This is a genomic window from Allobosea sp. P4_E12, assembly GCF_056401655.1.
Genome location: NZ_JBFUIY010000065.1, coordinates 1 through 14,971, shown reverse-complemented (window position 1 = coordinate 14,971; position 14,971 = coordinate 1). Strand labels below are relative to the sequence as shown.

The 14,971-nt window shown below is 62.2% G+C and carries 18 protein-coding genes and 2 pseudogenes; 6 read left to right on the top strand and 14 right to left on the bottom strand.

Features of this window, described 5'->3' with window-relative positions; genetic code table 11:
- Positions 1-333: 333 nt before the first annotated feature.
- Positions 334-1,358, bottom strand: a pseudogene (locus tag AC1DW9_RS34865) (IS110 family RNA-guided transposase).
- A 559-nt stretch (positions 1,359-1,917) separates the two neighbouring features.
- Here AC1DW9_RS34865 and AC1DW9_RS34860 point away from each other — a divergent pair.
- Together AC1DW9_RS34860 and AC1DW9_RS34855 are read left to right on the top strand one after the other, a co-directional pair.
- Positions 1,918-2,148 carry a hypothetical protein gene (locus AC1DW9_RS34860; RefSeq protein WP_476777429.1) on the top strand — a complete coding sequence of 77 codons (231 nt, stop codon included), beginning with the start codon at positions 1,918-1,920 and terminating at the stop codon, positions 2,146-2,148.
- A gap of 647 nt (positions 2,149-2,795) precedes the next feature.
- Entirely contained in the window at positions 2,796-3,032 is a 237-nt protein-coding gene (locus AC1DW9_RS34855; protein WP_476777428.1) for a hypothetical protein, read from the top strand.
- Positions 3,033-3,364: 332 nt separating this feature from the next.
- Here the strand turns inward: AC1DW9_RS34855 and AC1DW9_RS34850 are convergent, their stop codons facing one another.
- Positions 3,365-3,568, bottom strand: coding sequence for a hypothetical protein (locus AC1DW9_RS34850; RefSeq protein ID WP_476777427.1), 204 nt, complete (start codon positions 3,566-3,568; stop codon positions 3,365-3,367).
- On the opposite strand from AC1DW9_RS34850, the gene AC1DW9_RS34845 reads away from it, so the two are divergent.
- Positions 3,548-4,099, top strand: coding sequence for an ATP dependent DNA ligase (locus tag AC1DW9_RS34845; RefSeq protein ID WP_476777430.1), 552 nt, complete (start codon positions 3,548-3,550; stop codon positions 4,097-4,099). The genes AC1DW9_RS34850 and AC1DW9_RS34845 overlap by 21 nt on opposite strands.
- Positions 4,100-4,229: 130 nt before the next feature.
- Here AC1DW9_RS34845 and AC1DW9_RS34840 read toward each other — a convergent pair whose 3' ends face one another.
- The gene (locus AC1DW9_RS34840; RefSeq protein WP_441493866.1) at positions 4,230-4,499 is read right to left on the bottom strand and encodes a hypothetical protein; all 270 of its coding nucleotides are present in this window, start codon (positions 4,497-4,499) and stop codon (positions 4,230-4,232) included.
- Positions 4,500-4,737: 238 nt separating this feature from the next.
- Here AC1DW9_RS34840 and AC1DW9_RS34835 point away from each other — a divergent pair, with 238 nt between their 5' ends.
- The gene (locus tag AC1DW9_RS34835) at positions 4,738-5,028 is read left to right on the top strand and encodes a DUF982 domain-containing protein (protein ID WP_476777426.1); all 291 of its coding nucleotides are present in this window, start codon (positions 4,738-4,740) and stop codon (positions 5,026-5,028) included.
- Positions 5,029-5,097: 69 nt separating this feature from the next.
- Here the strand turns inward: AC1DW9_RS34835 and AC1DW9_RS34830 are convergent, their stop codons facing one another.
- The 4 genes from AC1DW9_RS34830 to AC1DW9_RS34815 all read right to left on the bottom strand — a co-directional run bounded on the left by AC1DW9_RS34830 (position 5,098) and on the right by AC1DW9_RS34815 (position 7,204).
- Positions 5,098-5,361, bottom strand: coding sequence for a DksA/TraR family C4-type zinc finger protein (locus tag AC1DW9_RS34830; protein ID WP_476777425.1), 264 nt, complete (start codon positions 5,359-5,361; stop codon positions 5,098-5,100).
- Between the two features lie 128 nt (positions 5,362-5,489).
- Positions 5,490-6,032 carry a general stress protein gene (locus AC1DW9_RS34825; RefSeq protein ID WP_476777424.1) on the bottom strand — a complete coding sequence of 181 codons (543 nt, stop codon included), beginning with the start codon at positions 6,030-6,032 and terminating at the stop codon, positions 5,490-5,492.
- A gap of 36 nt (positions 6,033-6,068) precedes the next feature.
- Positions 6,069-6,365, bottom strand: coding sequence for a PepSY domain-containing protein (locus AC1DW9_RS34820; protein WP_476777423.1), 297 nt, complete (start codon positions 6,363-6,365; stop codon positions 6,069-6,071).
- 527 nt (positions 6,366-6,892) lie between these two features.
- Positions 6,893-7,204 (bottom strand): DUF1236 domain-containing protein, encoded by a 312-nt coding sequence (locus AC1DW9_RS34815; protein WP_476777422.1) that lies wholly within the window; start codon positions 7,202-7,204, stop codon positions 6,893-6,895.
- Between the two features lie 194 nt (positions 7,205-7,398).
- On the opposite strand from AC1DW9_RS34815, the gene AC1DW9_RS34810 reads away from it, so the two are divergent.
- The gene (locus AC1DW9_RS34810) at positions 7,399-7,800 is read left to right on the top strand and encodes a PRC-barrel domain-containing protein (RefSeq protein ID WP_476777421.1); all 402 of its coding nucleotides are present in this window, start codon (positions 7,399-7,401) and stop codon (positions 7,798-7,800) included.
- 92 nt (positions 7,801-7,892) lie between these two features.
- Here the strand turns inward: AC1DW9_RS34810 and AC1DW9_RS34805 are convergent, their stop codons facing one another.
- The gene (locus AC1DW9_RS34805; protein ID WP_476777420.1) at positions 7,893-8,210 is read right to left on the bottom strand and encodes a DUF6894 family protein; all 318 of its coding nucleotides are present in this window, start codon (positions 8,208-8,210) and stop codon (positions 7,893-7,895) included.
- A gap of 131 nt (positions 8,211-8,341) precedes the next feature.
- Complete coding sequence (locus AC1DW9_RS34800) at positions 8,342-9,226, bottom strand: hypothetical protein (RefSeq protein ID WP_476777419.1); 885 nt, start codon at positions 9,224-9,226, stop codon at positions 8,342-8,344.
- Positions 9,227-9,962: 736 nt separating this feature from the next.
- On the opposite strand from AC1DW9_RS34800, the pseudogene AC1DW9_RS34795 reads away from it, so the two are divergent.
- A pseudogene (locus AC1DW9_RS34795) lies at positions 9,963-10,258 on the top strand (cytochrome c oxidase subunit I); the annotation flags it as partial.
- A 126-nt stretch (positions 10,259-10,384) separates the two neighbouring features.
- On the opposite strand, the gene AC1DW9_RS34790 reads toward AC1DW9_RS34795, so the two are convergent.
- The 5 genes from AC1DW9_RS34790 to AC1DW9_RS34770 all read right to left on the bottom strand — a co-directional run.
- Positions 10,385-10,891, bottom strand: a complete 507-nt coding sequence (locus AC1DW9_RS34790) for a HipA domain-containing protein (protein WP_476777418.1) — start codon at positions 10,889-10,891, stop codon at positions 10,385-10,387.
- A 358-nt stretch (positions 10,892-11,249) separates the two neighbouring features.
- A complete protein-coding gene (locus AC1DW9_RS34785) occupies positions 11,250-11,717 on the bottom strand; it encodes a PH domain-containing protein (protein WP_441493879.1) in 468 nt (155 codons plus the stop codon).
- Positions 11,718-12,120: 403 nt separating this feature from the next.
- Positions 12,121-12,993 (bottom strand): IS21-like element helper ATPase IstB, encoded by an 873-nt coding sequence (gene istB / locus AC1DW9_RS34780; RefSeq protein WP_476777417.1) that lies wholly within the window; start codon positions 12,991-12,993, stop codon positions 12,121-12,123.
- Positions 12,990-14,264, bottom strand: coding sequence for an IS21 family transposase (gene istA / locus AC1DW9_RS34775; RefSeq protein ID WP_476855338.1), 1,275 nt, complete (start codon positions 14,262-14,264; stop codon positions 12,990-12,992). Before istA ends, istB begins: the two co-directional genes overlap by 4 nt.
- A gap of 429 nt (positions 14,265-14,693) precedes the next feature.
- Positions 14,694-14,971 (bottom strand): methyltransferase family protein (locus AC1DW9_RS34770; protein WP_476855337.1); only part of this gene is annotated, 278 nt, incomplete at its 5' end.

Below are 14,971 nucleotides of genomic sequence, written 5' to 3'. Positions count from 1 at the left end.
CCGAAAGGGGTGGCGGGCCTTCTCTTTTGGGGCGGTAGGGGTCAAGCAAAAGCGCCCACGGCGGGGTCATAGAGCCCGCCGTCGATCGCTTTGGGTGATTATCCGACAAGCCTCTGCGCCACGCTGCGCGATAATGAGTTCCCGCCAGGGGTCTGGCTTCTCTGCGAAGTCGGCGCTGAGCCGCTTCATGATCGGGTCGGATGGAGAGGCGTCTCAATCTTTTTATCGAGCTGCCAGCCTGGACTGACGCTCAGGCCCGCCTCGAGATTGCCTGCCCACGCGTCCCTGGACGGGACCTCGATCCGCGCAGCGACGCGGAACTCTTTTGCTGGTTCAGGCGGCCTCAGCCTCCCAGCGATACGGCGTGTTGTCGACCCACATCCGATGCAGGATGACCGCCAGGCGCCGGGCTACCGCCACGGTCGCCTTCGCCATGCCTCGACGACGGGCGACGGCAAGCCCCCACGTCTTCAGCGGCGAGCTCTTCTTCGAGATCCGCAGCAGGATCCCGGCGGCCTCGACCAGCGCCCAGCGGATCCCGGCATCGCCGCACTTCGAGATGCCGCGATCCCGATCGATCTCTCCCGACTGATAGCGCGAGGGCGTCAGCCCGAAATGGGCCGGAACCGAGCGCGATCGGCCGAAGCGAGCCGGCTCGTCGACGCCGGCCCGGAAGCTCAGCGCGACCATCGGACCGACGCCCGGCGCCGTCATCAGCAGCTTGCAGGTTTCGTCGCTCTCGGCCAGCCGCCCCATCGCTTTGTGCAGATGCTGGAACTGTCCCGCAGCACCCGCCGCACCTCGAGAAGCGGCTCGATGATCAGGCGCAGATGCGGAGACTGTTCGAGCAGCTCGAGGATCCGCCGCTCGAACTGAACCCGGGTCACGGCGCCGACCTTGAGCCCGAAGTTGCGCAGCAGGCCGCGCAGGTTGTTCTCGGCGTCGAGGAGCTTCGTCTGCACGAACTTGCGGGCGGTGAGAAGCATCCGGATCTCCTGGCTCCGGACCGTCTTGACATGCACCGGCTTGTAAAGCCCGACCCGCATCATCTGCGCGATGCCGCGGGCATCGTTGCGATCGGTCTTGTTGATCTGCGCCGAGAGCGCGGCCTTCATGTGCCGCGTCTCGACGCAGATCACGGGAAACCCCGCGCTTGCCAGGCCGCTGTAGAGCCACTGCGACAGTGGTCCGGCCTCCAGCCCCACCCGCTTGTACGGCCCGCCGATCGCATGAAGCAGCTCGCCGATCGCCTCCGGCTCGCTTTCGACCTTGCTCTCCCGGATCAGCTTGCCGCCCGCATCCATGACGCAGACGCTGGTGGTGCGAACAGACACATCAAGACCGACGAACAGCTCCATGGCAGGCCTCCTGACCGGTTGGATCGATGGAGCCTGACCGGAAGACCGCTCTCCGTCATCCCGTATCAACGGGCGGCCGGAGCCCCAACAACCCGATCTTTTTGTGTTCGTAGGGTCAGCCGCTCACCTATCTCTATGATCTCGCGACCTTCCATACTATGTGAGGGAGGAGCCAAAAATGGGGGAATCAGGTGAGCATTCCGCTATCCGCCGGCTTCGCTGCTGCCTCCACAATATCAGCGTTTGCATTCACCGGTAGCGCCCTTGGGGCGCTCACAATCGGCGTTCTGGCTCTCAGCGGCCTCTATTTTGCGGGTCTTGCGGCGAAGGATCATTGATAGTCAGCCTTTTGATTACGCGGAACGATTCAGCTCGGGCCGGCGTTCTCCGCGCGTGCTGGCCTCCACTCGCCCTCAAAGGCCACACGGCCTAAGGCGCCGCTGGGATTGCCCTACGGCGGGGCTCGTTACTCATTGTGGCGTCGCCCTCAAGTACAATAGAGGGACCGATGCCTTGGTGGGAGCATGGCCACCTCGAAACGCGCACTTGAATTTGCGCCATGACGCCAATCCAGAAACGCGGACTGACACGCCTCATGCTGCGGCTGCCTGTTTGGCGTGCCGCCTTTGAACAGGCCTATGATGAGATCTATCTCGATATCTGTGAGGCGTATGAGCTGGCGTGGGACGGACTCGAGTTCTGGACCAGGTCGGAAGCGCCAGAACGCGCCGAACGGATTATGGAATACGAGGAGTTGGCGGCCTCCTTGGAGTCGGAGTTCGCTCATTAGAGGAAGGAAATCCTGAGACGCCGGCGCGGGGGCACGGCCTGGAGCCTCGCTGCCCCACCCCCGGAGCGGCGGGGCTCACACTCAGCCCTTCATTTTGATGAGCCGCAGTCGCTCGATCTGAACTTTGAGCGCAGCAACCACGCCCTCGCCATTCGTGCCGCCACTCCCCGGAATCGGAGAGAACCTCTCGACCGAAGAGATGGGACCAGACGACGCGAGGTGAGGAGCCGGACACGGTGCATCTGCAGGGTTGCCCCCAGACTGGTCGATCGCAATGCGTTCATCGACGCAGCCACCGCATCCTGCCTGAACTCAACTCATGGAGCCGATCGCCGGTTCCGCGCCGACAAAACAATTTGGCTCGCGCCCGGAACCCGCAGGGGCCGCTGCGCGTTTCATACCTCAGCCCAAGAGGGGTGAACTGGCCCGCTGTGTGAGGACGCTGCGGGTCCTTTTTTTGTTCCGATGCTCTCGTCGGCGGAACAGCCGAGGGGCAAGTTTGTTTTCTCTGCGTGCTGGCCACCACTCTCCACCGCCCGCACGGCCTCGGGCTCCGCCGCTGCCATACGGCGGGGCCTCCGGCTGGCCAATTCATCCTTGCGTTCTTTTGATGGATTATAAACTGTGAGCATCGCAGGGGGATTGCGATGCCGTTCCGTTCCATCGTCGCCACGCCAGAGGAACTCGCTCGGATCGCCGCGGCTTTTGATGAGGCCTGGAGCGAGATTGCAGCAAGGGTCGACCCGCCCAGCGAGCCCGCCCAACGCGAGCGTCTGGCCTCAATCATCGCCGAGTTGTGGAGGGCGGACCCAAGCGTCGATTTGGCAGTACTTGCTGTCCAACGTTTCGATGAGACCGCGTCGAAAGGACCGGGAGAATCTTGAGCGAGTGAAATAGTAGTCGCCGCCCGGAACTGCTGGTTTCGACAGCGGTTCGCTCCTGCGTGGTGGCGTTGTTCACATCCGGCGCCGTCACGGCCTGGGGGAGCCCCGCCGCTATTCCCCCCGGAACGGCGGGGCGAACCTCGTGCGTGCGTTGGAGTATCAGTTGTGTGTGCGCGTCGTATCCTGCGTGTCGGCCCTGGAGTCGAGACAGTCCGTGGCCCTGTCAACAAGGCGCGCGATGCGCGCCAGCGGAAGCTCCGCTTCGACGCCATGCCTGATCGGATTAAGCCCTGCCTGGCTCTCCTGGGTTCCAAGCCACCCGCCGGCGACGGTTATGACTGGACGAACCGGCAGGTGATGTTCTGGATCTCGGGCCGGATAGCGCCATCCTCGACGGTGAGGCCGTCGTGCTCGACGAATAACGCGGTGCTTCCGACTTCGGCGCCTTGCAGCAAGCTCTCGGTGGCCGGGGCGGCAAGCGATCTGCCGCCGGAGCGCTCCTGTAGGCTTTCGATCTGCTCTATCTCAATGGTCACGATCTTCGTCCGCTGGCGTGTGAGGAGCGGCGCGAGATGCTCGCCGGCATCATAAAGCCCCATACCTCGATCCTGTTCAGCGCGGACGTCGACTCCGAAGGCGACGCCTTCCTGGCGCTCGCCTGCAAGATGGGCCTCGAGGGCGTCATCGCGAAGCGGCGCGATGCGCCCTATCGATCCGGCCGGGGCGGCGCATGGCTCAAGATCAAGTGCATCCAATCGTTCTTCATCATCGGGTATGAGCCGTCGTCGGCGGCATTGGGCGGTATCGGGCCGCTCGCGGCCTGGAAGAACAACCGGCTGAGCTATGTCGGCGGCGTAGGGACCGGGTTCACCGATCGCTCGGCTACCGCGCTGCGAAAGCAGCTCGCCGCGCTCCTGATCGATAAGCCCGCGCTGAAACTGACAAGAAAAGGGACGCGCTGGGTGACGCCGTCACTGGTGGCTGAGATCGAATTCCGCGGCTGGATCACGGACCGAAAAACTGCGGCACGCGTCTTACAAGGGGCTACGCGACATCTCCGATGCTGACAACGTCCTTCGCCTTGACTAGTAGTGCCCGCTAATCCCGGTATTTGGCTCCTCGAGCGCCGCGCCCGCCGGTGGATTCGGCTCTAACTGTTCCGCCGTTTCCCCAGGACAACCGGTCTGCGATCGACGCTCAATTGGACGAGGCCGGCGGAGGATTCTTGCCCGGTTCCCGGCCAAAAAACACCCATCGGCGCCCCGAAACTTGCGTGACAACAACGATCATCGCAACCCCATCCTCGCATTCGAGATCGAAGGTTTGGTCAAAGACAAAAGGGCCTGCTTCGATCGGTTCGCTATAGAGGCGGCCGGCGCGCCCACACTCTCCGATGGCGACATACTGATAGGTTACCATCAAGCGCATTCCAGCCTTATCAACCAACACACCTTTCCCGGTGAACATCGGCGCCTCACACCGCGAAATTATCTGACCAGGCTAAGATGAAGGCAGCCTGGCAGTACGCGCGCATTTAGGGAGAAACTCCACCAATCTGCCCGGGTACGGATGGTGGTGAGCCATTCCTCGAGCGCTGCAACCAGCCTGATCAAGACGTCTCTGCTGAACACTTTGCCCGCCAGACTCCTCAGGGAACTGGCGGTGCCATTTTGCGTTCTGGCGATCAGGAGGACGGGAATGTGCCATGCCGATGCACTGGTTCAGACCACCCGTTGTCGTTCAAGCCGACCGGCCCGGAGTGGGCTATTCTATCACCGCCGTCGAGCAAGCCGCAGAGCTGTTGCTAGCCTGGAAAGCGATTGGAGCGGGGCCGAAGTGGCAAGACGCAGTGCGCTCCTGCACGGCAGTGCTCAATGGTGCCGGGACCGTTGATGAGGCGCCTGAGGCGTTCGAGGAGGCGGCGCGGGAGTGTGGCCGCCTTATTGGTAAGGCTGCGTTGGCGGAACTGGCTGCCCCACGGTTCCATGAGCCCTGACAAGTGGACGGCCGCGGAACTAAAGGCCTCGTCGGGCGTTCACGCTTAGTGGTGAGCTACCGCATGCGGTCATTTCAATTGGCTGTCCTTGCTGCCCCGGCGGTTGATGCCGGACATCGCTTTGGGACGGTCGAGGCCTGACTGGCAATCCACGCAGGTACGGGCGCCAGGCATCGCGCGACGCCGCGCCTCCGCGATTTCCTCTCCGCACACCTGGCAATAAATCTCGCCAGGTCCGGTCGGAAGCCGTGACCGCGCAAGCCGGACGGCATCGGTTATCGAGTCGTCGATCTGGTCCTGAACGGCTCCGTCGGGAGCCCAACCACTTGCCATGGAACACCTCTCTTTATTCCCAAATGGTGTTCGTCCACCGCGACGCCAATGGCGACCATCTTGGGACGGCCTTGCATCACCAACGCGCCGCTGCCGCGGGGCGAGCCCCACGGCAGCGGCGCGTGGCGTCAGATGCCGGCCTGGCCGCGCACATACGGATCCGCTGTTTCGTCGAAGCGGGTCCAGCCTTCGCGACGGTACTGGGCCACACGGCTCTCGCGATCGATCGGGGTCGCACCATCCAGGATGGCCTCGACCGTAGCGGCCTGCTCGTCGACCGCCCTGACGGAAACGACCGTGCCGCCGCGACGAACCGTCTCCGCATAATAATGGGCCTCGTCCTCATCGACACCTGCACCGGTGAACGATCCGACGAGGCCACCCGCCGCTGCTCCCGCGACAGCGCCCGCCGCGGTCGACGCCAGCCAGCCAGCGGCGACGACAGGACCAATGCCCGGGATTGCTAGAAGGCCCACGCCGGCGAGAAGGCCGGCTGCCCCCCCGATGCCTGCGCCGATGCCAGCCCCCTCGGCGGCGTTGCTGTCCTTGGCGCGCTCATCGCGGCCGATGACACTGATCTCCGACGACGTGATGCCGGCCTGTTCAAGCTTCTCGACCGCCGCAGCGGCCTGATCGTAGGTGTCGTATGAACGAGTGATCGTACGGGTCATGGTTGCCTCCAGAAGTCGGGGTGCGAGAGGTGTCGATCAGTTGCGAGTGATGTTGCCGCGATAATCGACCGAAACATTCACTTGAACGCCGGCGTTCGTCGCCGTGCCCTTCCAGACGCCGTTGTCGTCCTTTTTCAGGCCGGTGACGTTTGTGTAGCCGTTGGCTTCGAGACGGCTCTTGGCCTGGCCTTCAGTGAAGCTGTTGGCGCCCGGCAGCGGGGCGTTCGCGTCGGCAGGAGCGGGAGCCGGTGCGGGGGATGTGGTCGAGGTTTGCGCCATGGCCCCAAAGGAGGTCGTGGTGGCGATCAGGGAAACTATTATGAGCTTTTTCATGGTGGCTCTCCCAAGGGAAGCGGCGGTGCCGCAGTGCCCAAGAAAACGGCGCCGCACCGCTTTGGTTCCTTTCCCAATCCCGGCGGCGTGAACGGAACCGGAGGGCCAAGAAGGAGCGCCCAATAGCGGAACATCGGCTCGACTACCGGAGTTGGACGGGATCCAGCGCCGGGGAATGATTCGTCGCCACCGCGCCTTCCTCCACTGGCTTCATGGAGATGTCACAGCGCGCTGAGGCCCTTTCAGAAGACGATCGGCGTCGATACCGATCGGAGGCAGCGGCTGCATTTGAGCGAGTGGGGGAATTTCAGGAAAGGCTTAAGGACGAGATTTGGGCGCGTCCGCTTCGTGTGATGGCCTGGGCCGCGGCCACTCTTGAGATCCACGTGACCGCGGTCCCGCGCAGAAGTCTTAAATGGCCGTCATGATCATCTGGAACGGGATCAGGGTTCTCGGAGTGCGTTCGCCGTGGCGAGCGGCTTGCCAGCGCCGCCCTAACGCAACATCGCCAGGGCGGCGGTGGGCGCTTACTCGATGATCTGGATGATCTTGCGCGAGCTGGGCTCGACCAGCACAGCGCGGTCATTGACCATCGTATAACGATACTGCGTCACACCAACATCCGAAGGGAATGTGTGCAGTTCGACCGTTGCCGGAAGCGTGGCGCCGACCGCCACAGTTTCCTGAACCTTCACGGATTTGGGCTTCTCTTTCATGAAGTAGGATTTGATCTTGCCTGATTGTTCCGTGGTGATCGTCGTAGTTGTGGTAGTCTGTGCCAGCACGGTCGAACTCGCAAGTGCAGCAGCAAACAACGTGGTGAGAATTCGGTAGGTCATGGACGTCCTCCATCATGAGTGTCCTCCCCGGCCGCTTTCAAAACCCCAGAGTATCGTCCTTGTTCCGCGCGGGAATCGTTCGAACACGGAGCTCCGCGAATGCGCATGGGGAACAGATCAGAATGCTCGGAATTACCTTTCCATCCTGCCGCAGCGGTCCCTGCCTGCGGCCCTATAAGGGAGGTCATCCGAACATGCGCACCATCATTTTTGCTCTTGCAGCGACCGTGCTTTCCAGTGCGGCGTTAGCACAGACAGCACCCGTCCCAGCCCCCGCCCAGCCGCCCGTCTTCGTGTCGGTTGACGAGGCGTCCGCTCTCGTCAGCAGCCTGAAGGGTCTCGACGTCAAGAATGCCGGCGATGAGACTGTCGGCGAGATCGAGGATGTGGTCATCGCCGGCAATTCGTTGGCGTCCTACATTCTATCTGTCGGCGGTTTTCTCGGTCTGGGCATTCACTATGTTGCGGTCAGCCCGAGTGCGCTCGCCGTCACCTGGAATCAGACCGACAAGAAATGGAATGCGCGGATCAATGCGACCAAGGAACAACTCAAGGCGGCGCCGCAGTTCAAGTACGAGGGCCGCTTCGCAAAGTGACCGGACCCCTCCGGCGCGGGAACCTAGCGTGCTGGGGGGTTGAACCAGGACCTCACATGACCTGGCCCGCTGCTCCGAATGGTGCGCGGGCCTTATTTGTGTCGGGCCCGTTCCTCCGACATTGCTTCTTCAGATTTGCCGGGGACAGGGTTCCGGATCGGGATCGGGGGCGCTGGCGTGAGCCACCGGCTGTTCAACATGAGCGTCGCCGCAAAGATCGGAGTGCCATCGGCGTAGCGGATTCTCACGTCGATGCTGAGATCGTCGCTGGACTGGACACGCTCTGAGATGATGTCGCCGAGGCTTGAAAGGGCCGAAAGGCGGGCGGCGGCGTGGTCCTCGAGGTCGATGCCTTCGCCGTCGACGACCAGCTCAGTGTTGATCTCGATGTCGAAAAAGTATTGGGCCATGCCGGCTTAACGGCCCCGCCCTCGGCAAAGTTCCAGTTCGCGACGGAGCAGCGGAGACTGAAAGACGTCGTCTTTGCTTCTTCGCGTATCGGTAGGTGTGGAGGGGCCCGTGCGAGCCCCTCCAATTTCCTTCATCGCCGTCCGAGCAGCGATCCGAGATCCATTTCCTCGTCGCGGTGCTTGCCGCCAAGTTGGGCTGCCATCCAAGCTGCCGCCGCCCCCAACAAAAGCACTGCTGCGGTCATGAATGCGGTAATCACTGCAGCCTTGCGAGCGCGCTCAGCGGCTTGCTTTGCGGTTTCCTTCGCCTGCTGCAGTTTAGCGAAGGCGTCATCGACCTTCTTCTGAGCCTCGGGCTGAGGGATGTTCATTCGGGCAGCAACGCGCGTCACAATATAATCGCGGTCAGCTTGATCCAGTTTTCCAGAACTGATGCCTGTCATGAAGATCCGGGACGCCTCCTCGCGTTCACTGGCAGCCGGCGGCGTGGCGCCGGTTGACCTCATGACAGAGTCCAAGGCCGAACCCAGCGGGTCCGCCTGCCGACTGATCAGAGCGGCCGCCCCGCCAGTTGCGGCCGCCGCACCGGTCGCTGCTGTTTTGGCAGTGCCCACCAGTGACGAACTGGCGACCATCGCTACGATCAACGCTCCGGCAGCCCAGACGACCAGGCCATGAGCGCCGTCGCGAACGTGGCGCTCGTGGTCGCTGGCGTCGGTCACCGGCCGACGCATACGCCCGGCAAGATATCCGCCCGCGCTGCAGGCCGAGACTGTGATCCAGATGGCCCACAGACCTGCGGCGATGGTCAAGGCTGTCAGGCCCGAAGAGCGCGCGGTGTCCGCGGACACCAAGGACAGGCCAATGGCAGAGCCAAAAGCTGCCATGACCGTAGTGATGGCTGCGGACAGCACTGCACCGCCAAAGATGGCGCTCCATTCAAGATAGGAGCCGGCGGAGGCACCCCTTAGGGCGGGAGGGGGAACGACGACCACGTTGGGTGCGCTCACGGACATGATGCAGCCTCCTACCGAAGACCAAGGAATGAAAGAATGGCCAACACGACCACGATGAGGCCAACGATGTAGATGACGCCGTTCATGAGACTCTCCCGATGCACCGCCACATATGTGACGTCGGATGAACAGACGGCGGAGCCAAATAGTTCCAGGCGGGACCGACGAGCCCGGGAACACTCCTGCTTGTCGTTGGTTCAAGCTCGACAAACAGGAGGACAGACCATGGGCCGCGGCATACTTCTTTGGATGTTGGGAATTCCTCTGCCGATCATCATTTTGCTCGCCTTCTTTCGATAGCGTGCACGGCGACATTGCTGCTGCATCAGCCTGACGGGTTTGCCCGGAGCGGAACGGAGAGCCCCAATGACAGCAATGGATCGGCATGACCGGCCGCTTGACGCTGTTGAAACCAGGGGGGGCAACGGCGGTCAGCCGCCCTTCAATGAATATCCACCTCGCGTTCGAGGCGGCTCATTTGCCACAGTATTGTTTATAGTTGTCATCGCGTGGCTTATGCTCATGGGCTACGGAGCTTTGTGTCTCTACAATTGGTTCAGCCATTGAGAGCCTAAGCGTCGATGTCGCTAATTGGAGCCAAGGTGATTGCGCCCGGCCGATTGGTTCCCGCCGAGCGCCGTCGGTTGCTCCAGCGGGGTGGTGTCCTCCATTTTCCGCGACATGGATCAAGCGGTGGCTGTTCATCGCGCGTCGGGCCGCGGTCAAGGACTGGTCGCTCCGCAGGCTGCACTTCTGGGTCGCATTTTTCCGCGCCAACCTGCTGTTCTTCCCGCAGCATTTCCTTCGCCTTACGTGGACTATCCGGATGCCTTCGCCAGCTGGCATTTCTGGTCGTCGATCGGCTCCTACATCTTCGCTGCCGGGGAGCCGATCTTCTACGGCGTCATCGTCGCCTTCTCGAAGAAGCAGCTCGCCGGGAACAATCCGTGGGGCGAAAGTGCAACGACGCTGGAATGGACCCTGTCCTCGCCTCCGCCGTTCCACCAGTTCGAGACCCTGCCGCACATCGTCGGCTCGGACCACTCTCCATATTTTCACGCACTCTGCAGTCCGCGCGAAGCAGCCCGCCCGGCGCGTGGAGGTCCACCTGCATGAGGCCTGCTGGACCGGTGCTAGCTCGACGAGGCGATAGCCAACCTATGATCCCGCCGCCACGGTAGCGTCCTCGGTCGGGGCGACGGAGAAATCCATATCCGGCAAAAGCTCTTTCACGAAGGGAAGCCGGTTGATTCTGTTGACGATCGCTTCGGCAGCACGAGAAGGCATCATGTCCCTCAAGATCGCAGGCCAGGTCGCGAACGCGCTTTCTACGGTTCTTTTGATTTCGTGGATGACCACGCCCGACGGGACTTCAAGAAGGCTCGCCGCGCGCTCGAAACGGCGGAGCGTGAGCGAATCGGGGTTACTCGTTCTCATGAACGACAAGGCGAGTTCGGCGTCGCCAAAGACGACGGTGGGCACGACGTCGTAGGTGGGGCTGAGCGCGATTCCACCGCCTTCGGGGTAGAGGAACGACCAGTTTTTAAGGTGCGCGTCGCCGTTCCCGATCAGCATGTTACATACGGAACGGCCGATGGCTTCCACGAGCTCCCCTCGACTGTCGGTGGCGAACCGACGGACGATGTTAATTGCGAAATAACGCAATTAGCGCGATTTTTGCGATATATAGCAACGCTTGAGAAAGCTAGCGCGATGGGGACCGAGGCGATTCAAAAGCCATTCGATCCGTGATTAAGAGCGCAGATCGGTTGATAGCGCCAGCGTGCCTGCTGCTATCATCCGGTCAAGAGCGGAGCCTTGGCTAACTCGTCTGGAGTCGGTCGTTGTTCGCTAATGATGTCTTGGCTCTCGCGAAAAGCTCCACATCGCGCGTCTGATAGACCTTGCCCTGATTTTCCATGGCGGCATGGCCGCGTCCTCATCCGTCGAAAGATCCCGCCGCTTTCGGAAACGCCGGCCGCCTGGGCAAACTCGGTTCGACGCTTCCCATACTCGTCACTGGTTAGCCCTGTGCGTCGTTTCCCGTGATGCTGTTTCGAAGCTCGATTGGGTTGGCGATGGTGCGGAGCGTCTTGAAGCCTTCGCCGGTGCCATGGATCGTCACGTTGCCATAGTCGAGCATGCGCCCCAAGATTGATTGATCAATCTGGACGCTTTCGACCTTGTCCATGTTCATCTCGGTGGTCTCCCGCTGGATGAGGCCCTTCTTGTAGATGACCCGTCGGTTGGTGACTGCGATCTCGGTGACCCACGAGTGGAACCATTGCTGAATCAGGAGGACCGCCGCAACGAGTGCGAGGGCGTATCCCGTATACCGCCAGACTCCCGGCATGAACTGCGTAGCGCTGAGCCAGAAAGCGACCGCCGCTAGGAGTGCAACCGCAATACCGGGCCAGTACACTATCCAATGAATGGACGAGATGTGCCGGACCTGTTCATTGGGCTGCAAGACGCGCTGAACGTAGCTCATGAAAATGGGTCTCCTTCAGCAGCATAGGCAACGCCACCCGATATTCCAACCAGGGTGGGGACCATTAGGGCAGGTGCAGAAGATTTTTCGATTAAGCCGCTACGGCACCATTGAAACTTGCCACGCGCTTTGCACGGCCTATTGGCTCTCCCGATTTTTGCAAGTCACTCAAGCGCCCGTGCTGAAACGGAGACCACCGCGCGGTGTCTGTCGATTCGGATAACAGTTATTATGGGATGTAACGATGTGCATTTGTTGATCTTTTTGCAATTTCACTCGAGTGTGTCTTTCGCAAATTCCGGGAAAAGACCTTTCGAGCAACCGATACGGCCGGGGCTGTCAATGCCGCCTGAATTTTCCCCAGAAGTGAAAGTGCCGAAGTAAAATTCCCCAGATCGGCCGGTCAGGCTGTCGCGGAGAGGTGGCCATTTTTCGGAGGACGGCCGCGGGGTCGCGGAGCCTGGCCTGGCATGGGCGGGGAGATGGCGGCTTTCGAGCGAAGGTGTTCGGGCATCAGCGCGGCGTGTTGGCGTAGCCGGTAGCTCGATCCCTCGATCTGGACGACGACGGCGTGGTGTAGAAGGCGATCGAGCAGCGCGGTGGCGACGACGGGATCGCCGAAGACCTCTCCCCATTCGGCAAAGCCGCGGTTGGAGGTGAGGATCATGGCGCCCTTCTCGTATCGCGCGTTGACGAGCTGGAAGAAGAGATTGCCGCCGCCGGGAACGACGGGAAGATAGCCAATCTCATCGACGACGAGCAGCGCGGGACGACAGAAGAAGCGCAAGCGTTCCCGAAGGCGGCCTTCTCGTTCGGCCTGGGCGAGCCCGGCAATGAGTTCGGCGAGCGTGCAGAAGTAGACACTCCGTCCGGCTTTGACGGCCTCGACGCCGAGAGCGATGGCCAGGTGGCTTTTGCCGGTTCCGGGCGGCCCGAGAAAGTGGACGACCTCGCCGCGGGCGACGAAGCCGAGTTGGGCGAGCGCCAGGATGCGATCACGGTCAAGCGAGGGCTGGAAGGAGAAGTCGAAGCCGGCGAGGGTCTTGATGGTAGCGAGGCGCCCCATGCGCAGCGCGGTCTTGATCCGGCTGTTCTCGCGAAGGGTCAGCTCTTCCGAGAGGAGGATGTCGACGGCCTCGAGGGCGGCAATCTCGCCTTGCTCAAGCCGACGCACGACATGATCGAGCGCTTCGAGGGCCCGCGGCATCTTCAAACCGACGAGGTCGTGCCGGATCCGATCGATCGTCGACGGCGTGATGTCCAGGGAGGTTGTCATGGGCGTCGCTCCTGGGTCCGCTCCTGGGCCATTGCGCGGCCGACGGCGTCGTAGAAGGTGAGCGGGCGCTGGGCCACTTTGTCGCCGGCGCCGCGGAGGGTGACGCCGTCATCGTGATGGGCGTGACGGCGCGGGCGGTCGTGGATCTTGCGATGGCCGGGCTCGACGCGCCGTTGATGCGTGCCTTCGAGAACGGGATGGGCGGCGATCAAAAGACCATCCTCGAAGATGCGGACCTCTTCGGCCAGCGTGTGCACCTCGACGGTCCGGCGTTTGGTCGCGTCGGGAACGGAATAGAAGTTGCCGCCGACGCTGACCATGCCCTCACGACTGATGCGCCGCTCAAGCTTCAGGACCGAACGGAATGGTGCCAGGGGCAACGACCGCAGCGAGGCCTGTTCCTCGGCGAAAGCCTCGCTAACGATACGCCGCGTGGTGGCATGCGTTCTGGGGTTGGCGACCGTGTCGAGCCAATGGCGGAGCTGCCCGTTCAGATCGTCGAGATTGCGGAAGGAACGGGCAAGGAAGAAGTCCTCGCGGATGTACCGGAACGGCCGCTCGACCTTGCCCTTGGTCTTGGCGCGGTAGGGTTTGCAGGCTCTGGGATGAAAGCCATAATGCCGCGCGAGGTCGACGAGGGCGCGATTGTAGATGATGCCGCCGGTCTCGGCCTCGCCGATCACGGCGGTCTTCATCCGATCGTAGAGCACTTCATTGGGAGCGCCGCCCAAGGCCTCGAAGGCGGCGACGTGGCAGCGCAGCACCGTCGGCAGGTCCTGATGGACGACGAAGCGTGCCCAGATCAATCGACTGAATCCGAGCACCATGGAGAACAGCCAGACGATCCTCGGCGTCGTCGGCTCGTCGGTGAAGACGACCTGGAACTGGGCGAAATCGACCTGAGCCTGTTCGCCGGGCGGCGTCTCGAAGCGCACCTCAAAACTCTGATCGGCAGCGGTGAGCCGGATGTCCCGAAGGAAGTCTGTGACGGCCGTGTAGCCGCCGGAGTAGCCGCGATCCTTCAGTTCCCGGAAGAGACGGCTCCCTGTCAGGCCAGGATAGCGAGCGACGCGCTCGCGCAGATAGGCTGTGAAGGGATCGATGACCGCCTGCCGCGGCTTGCGAGGCCCATATGCTGGCGGCTCCAATCCCCGCGCGATGTATTTGCGCACCGTCTTGCGGTCGGCACCTGTCGCCTTGGCGATCGCGGACACCGACAGGCCCTGCCGATGAAGATCCAGGATCATCATCATCTCCCCGAGCTTGATCACCGAAATCCCTCTCCCGACCGTCGGGAGAAGCATCGGTGATGACGCGCCGCCGGTCTCCCGGGGCGCGCCCCGGGAGACCGGCGGCAGCGCTAAACTGGGGAGAAATCAAACGGCGCTTCTGAGGAGTTTTGATCCGGCAGCCACAGGGGCCCCACTATACTTGCGAGAATAGCCCGGCGTTCTGAGGGCGTAGAAGCCATCTGCGTTCACCCAGGCTCCGAGACTTCGTCCGACGGATTGGGGATGGGCTGCGAGGGACCGCTGGCAGGAGCGCTAATCTTGCCCCTTGCGCGCGATTGCGAGGCACAAGTCGAAAGAAGCCAGCTGAAATCGCGGGCTTCTTGCTTGTCGCCTGCCGAAAATCCCAGTGTCAGGAAGCGAGCGTGGGGCCGCTGAGCTGACCACGAACCAACCGCGAGAGCTTTGCCGTCAGCGTGGCCATTCGTGTCTCGCGTCATTTGTGGGGGGCGATGCGAGATTGTGTTGCGCCGGAGTGACTGTGCCCCAAAGCGGCAGGAGCATCGCGACGCGCTCGCGGTAGCGCCTGTAGTCGTCGCCGAACAACGCGATCAGGTCGCGCTCTTCCAGCATGATGCCAACCAATATGTAGGCCGTCGTCCCTGCCGCGAAGAGCAAATGGCCCTGGCTCATGACGGGAGTAGCCCAGAAGGCGATGATGAAGCCGAGATAGATCGGATAGATCGGAT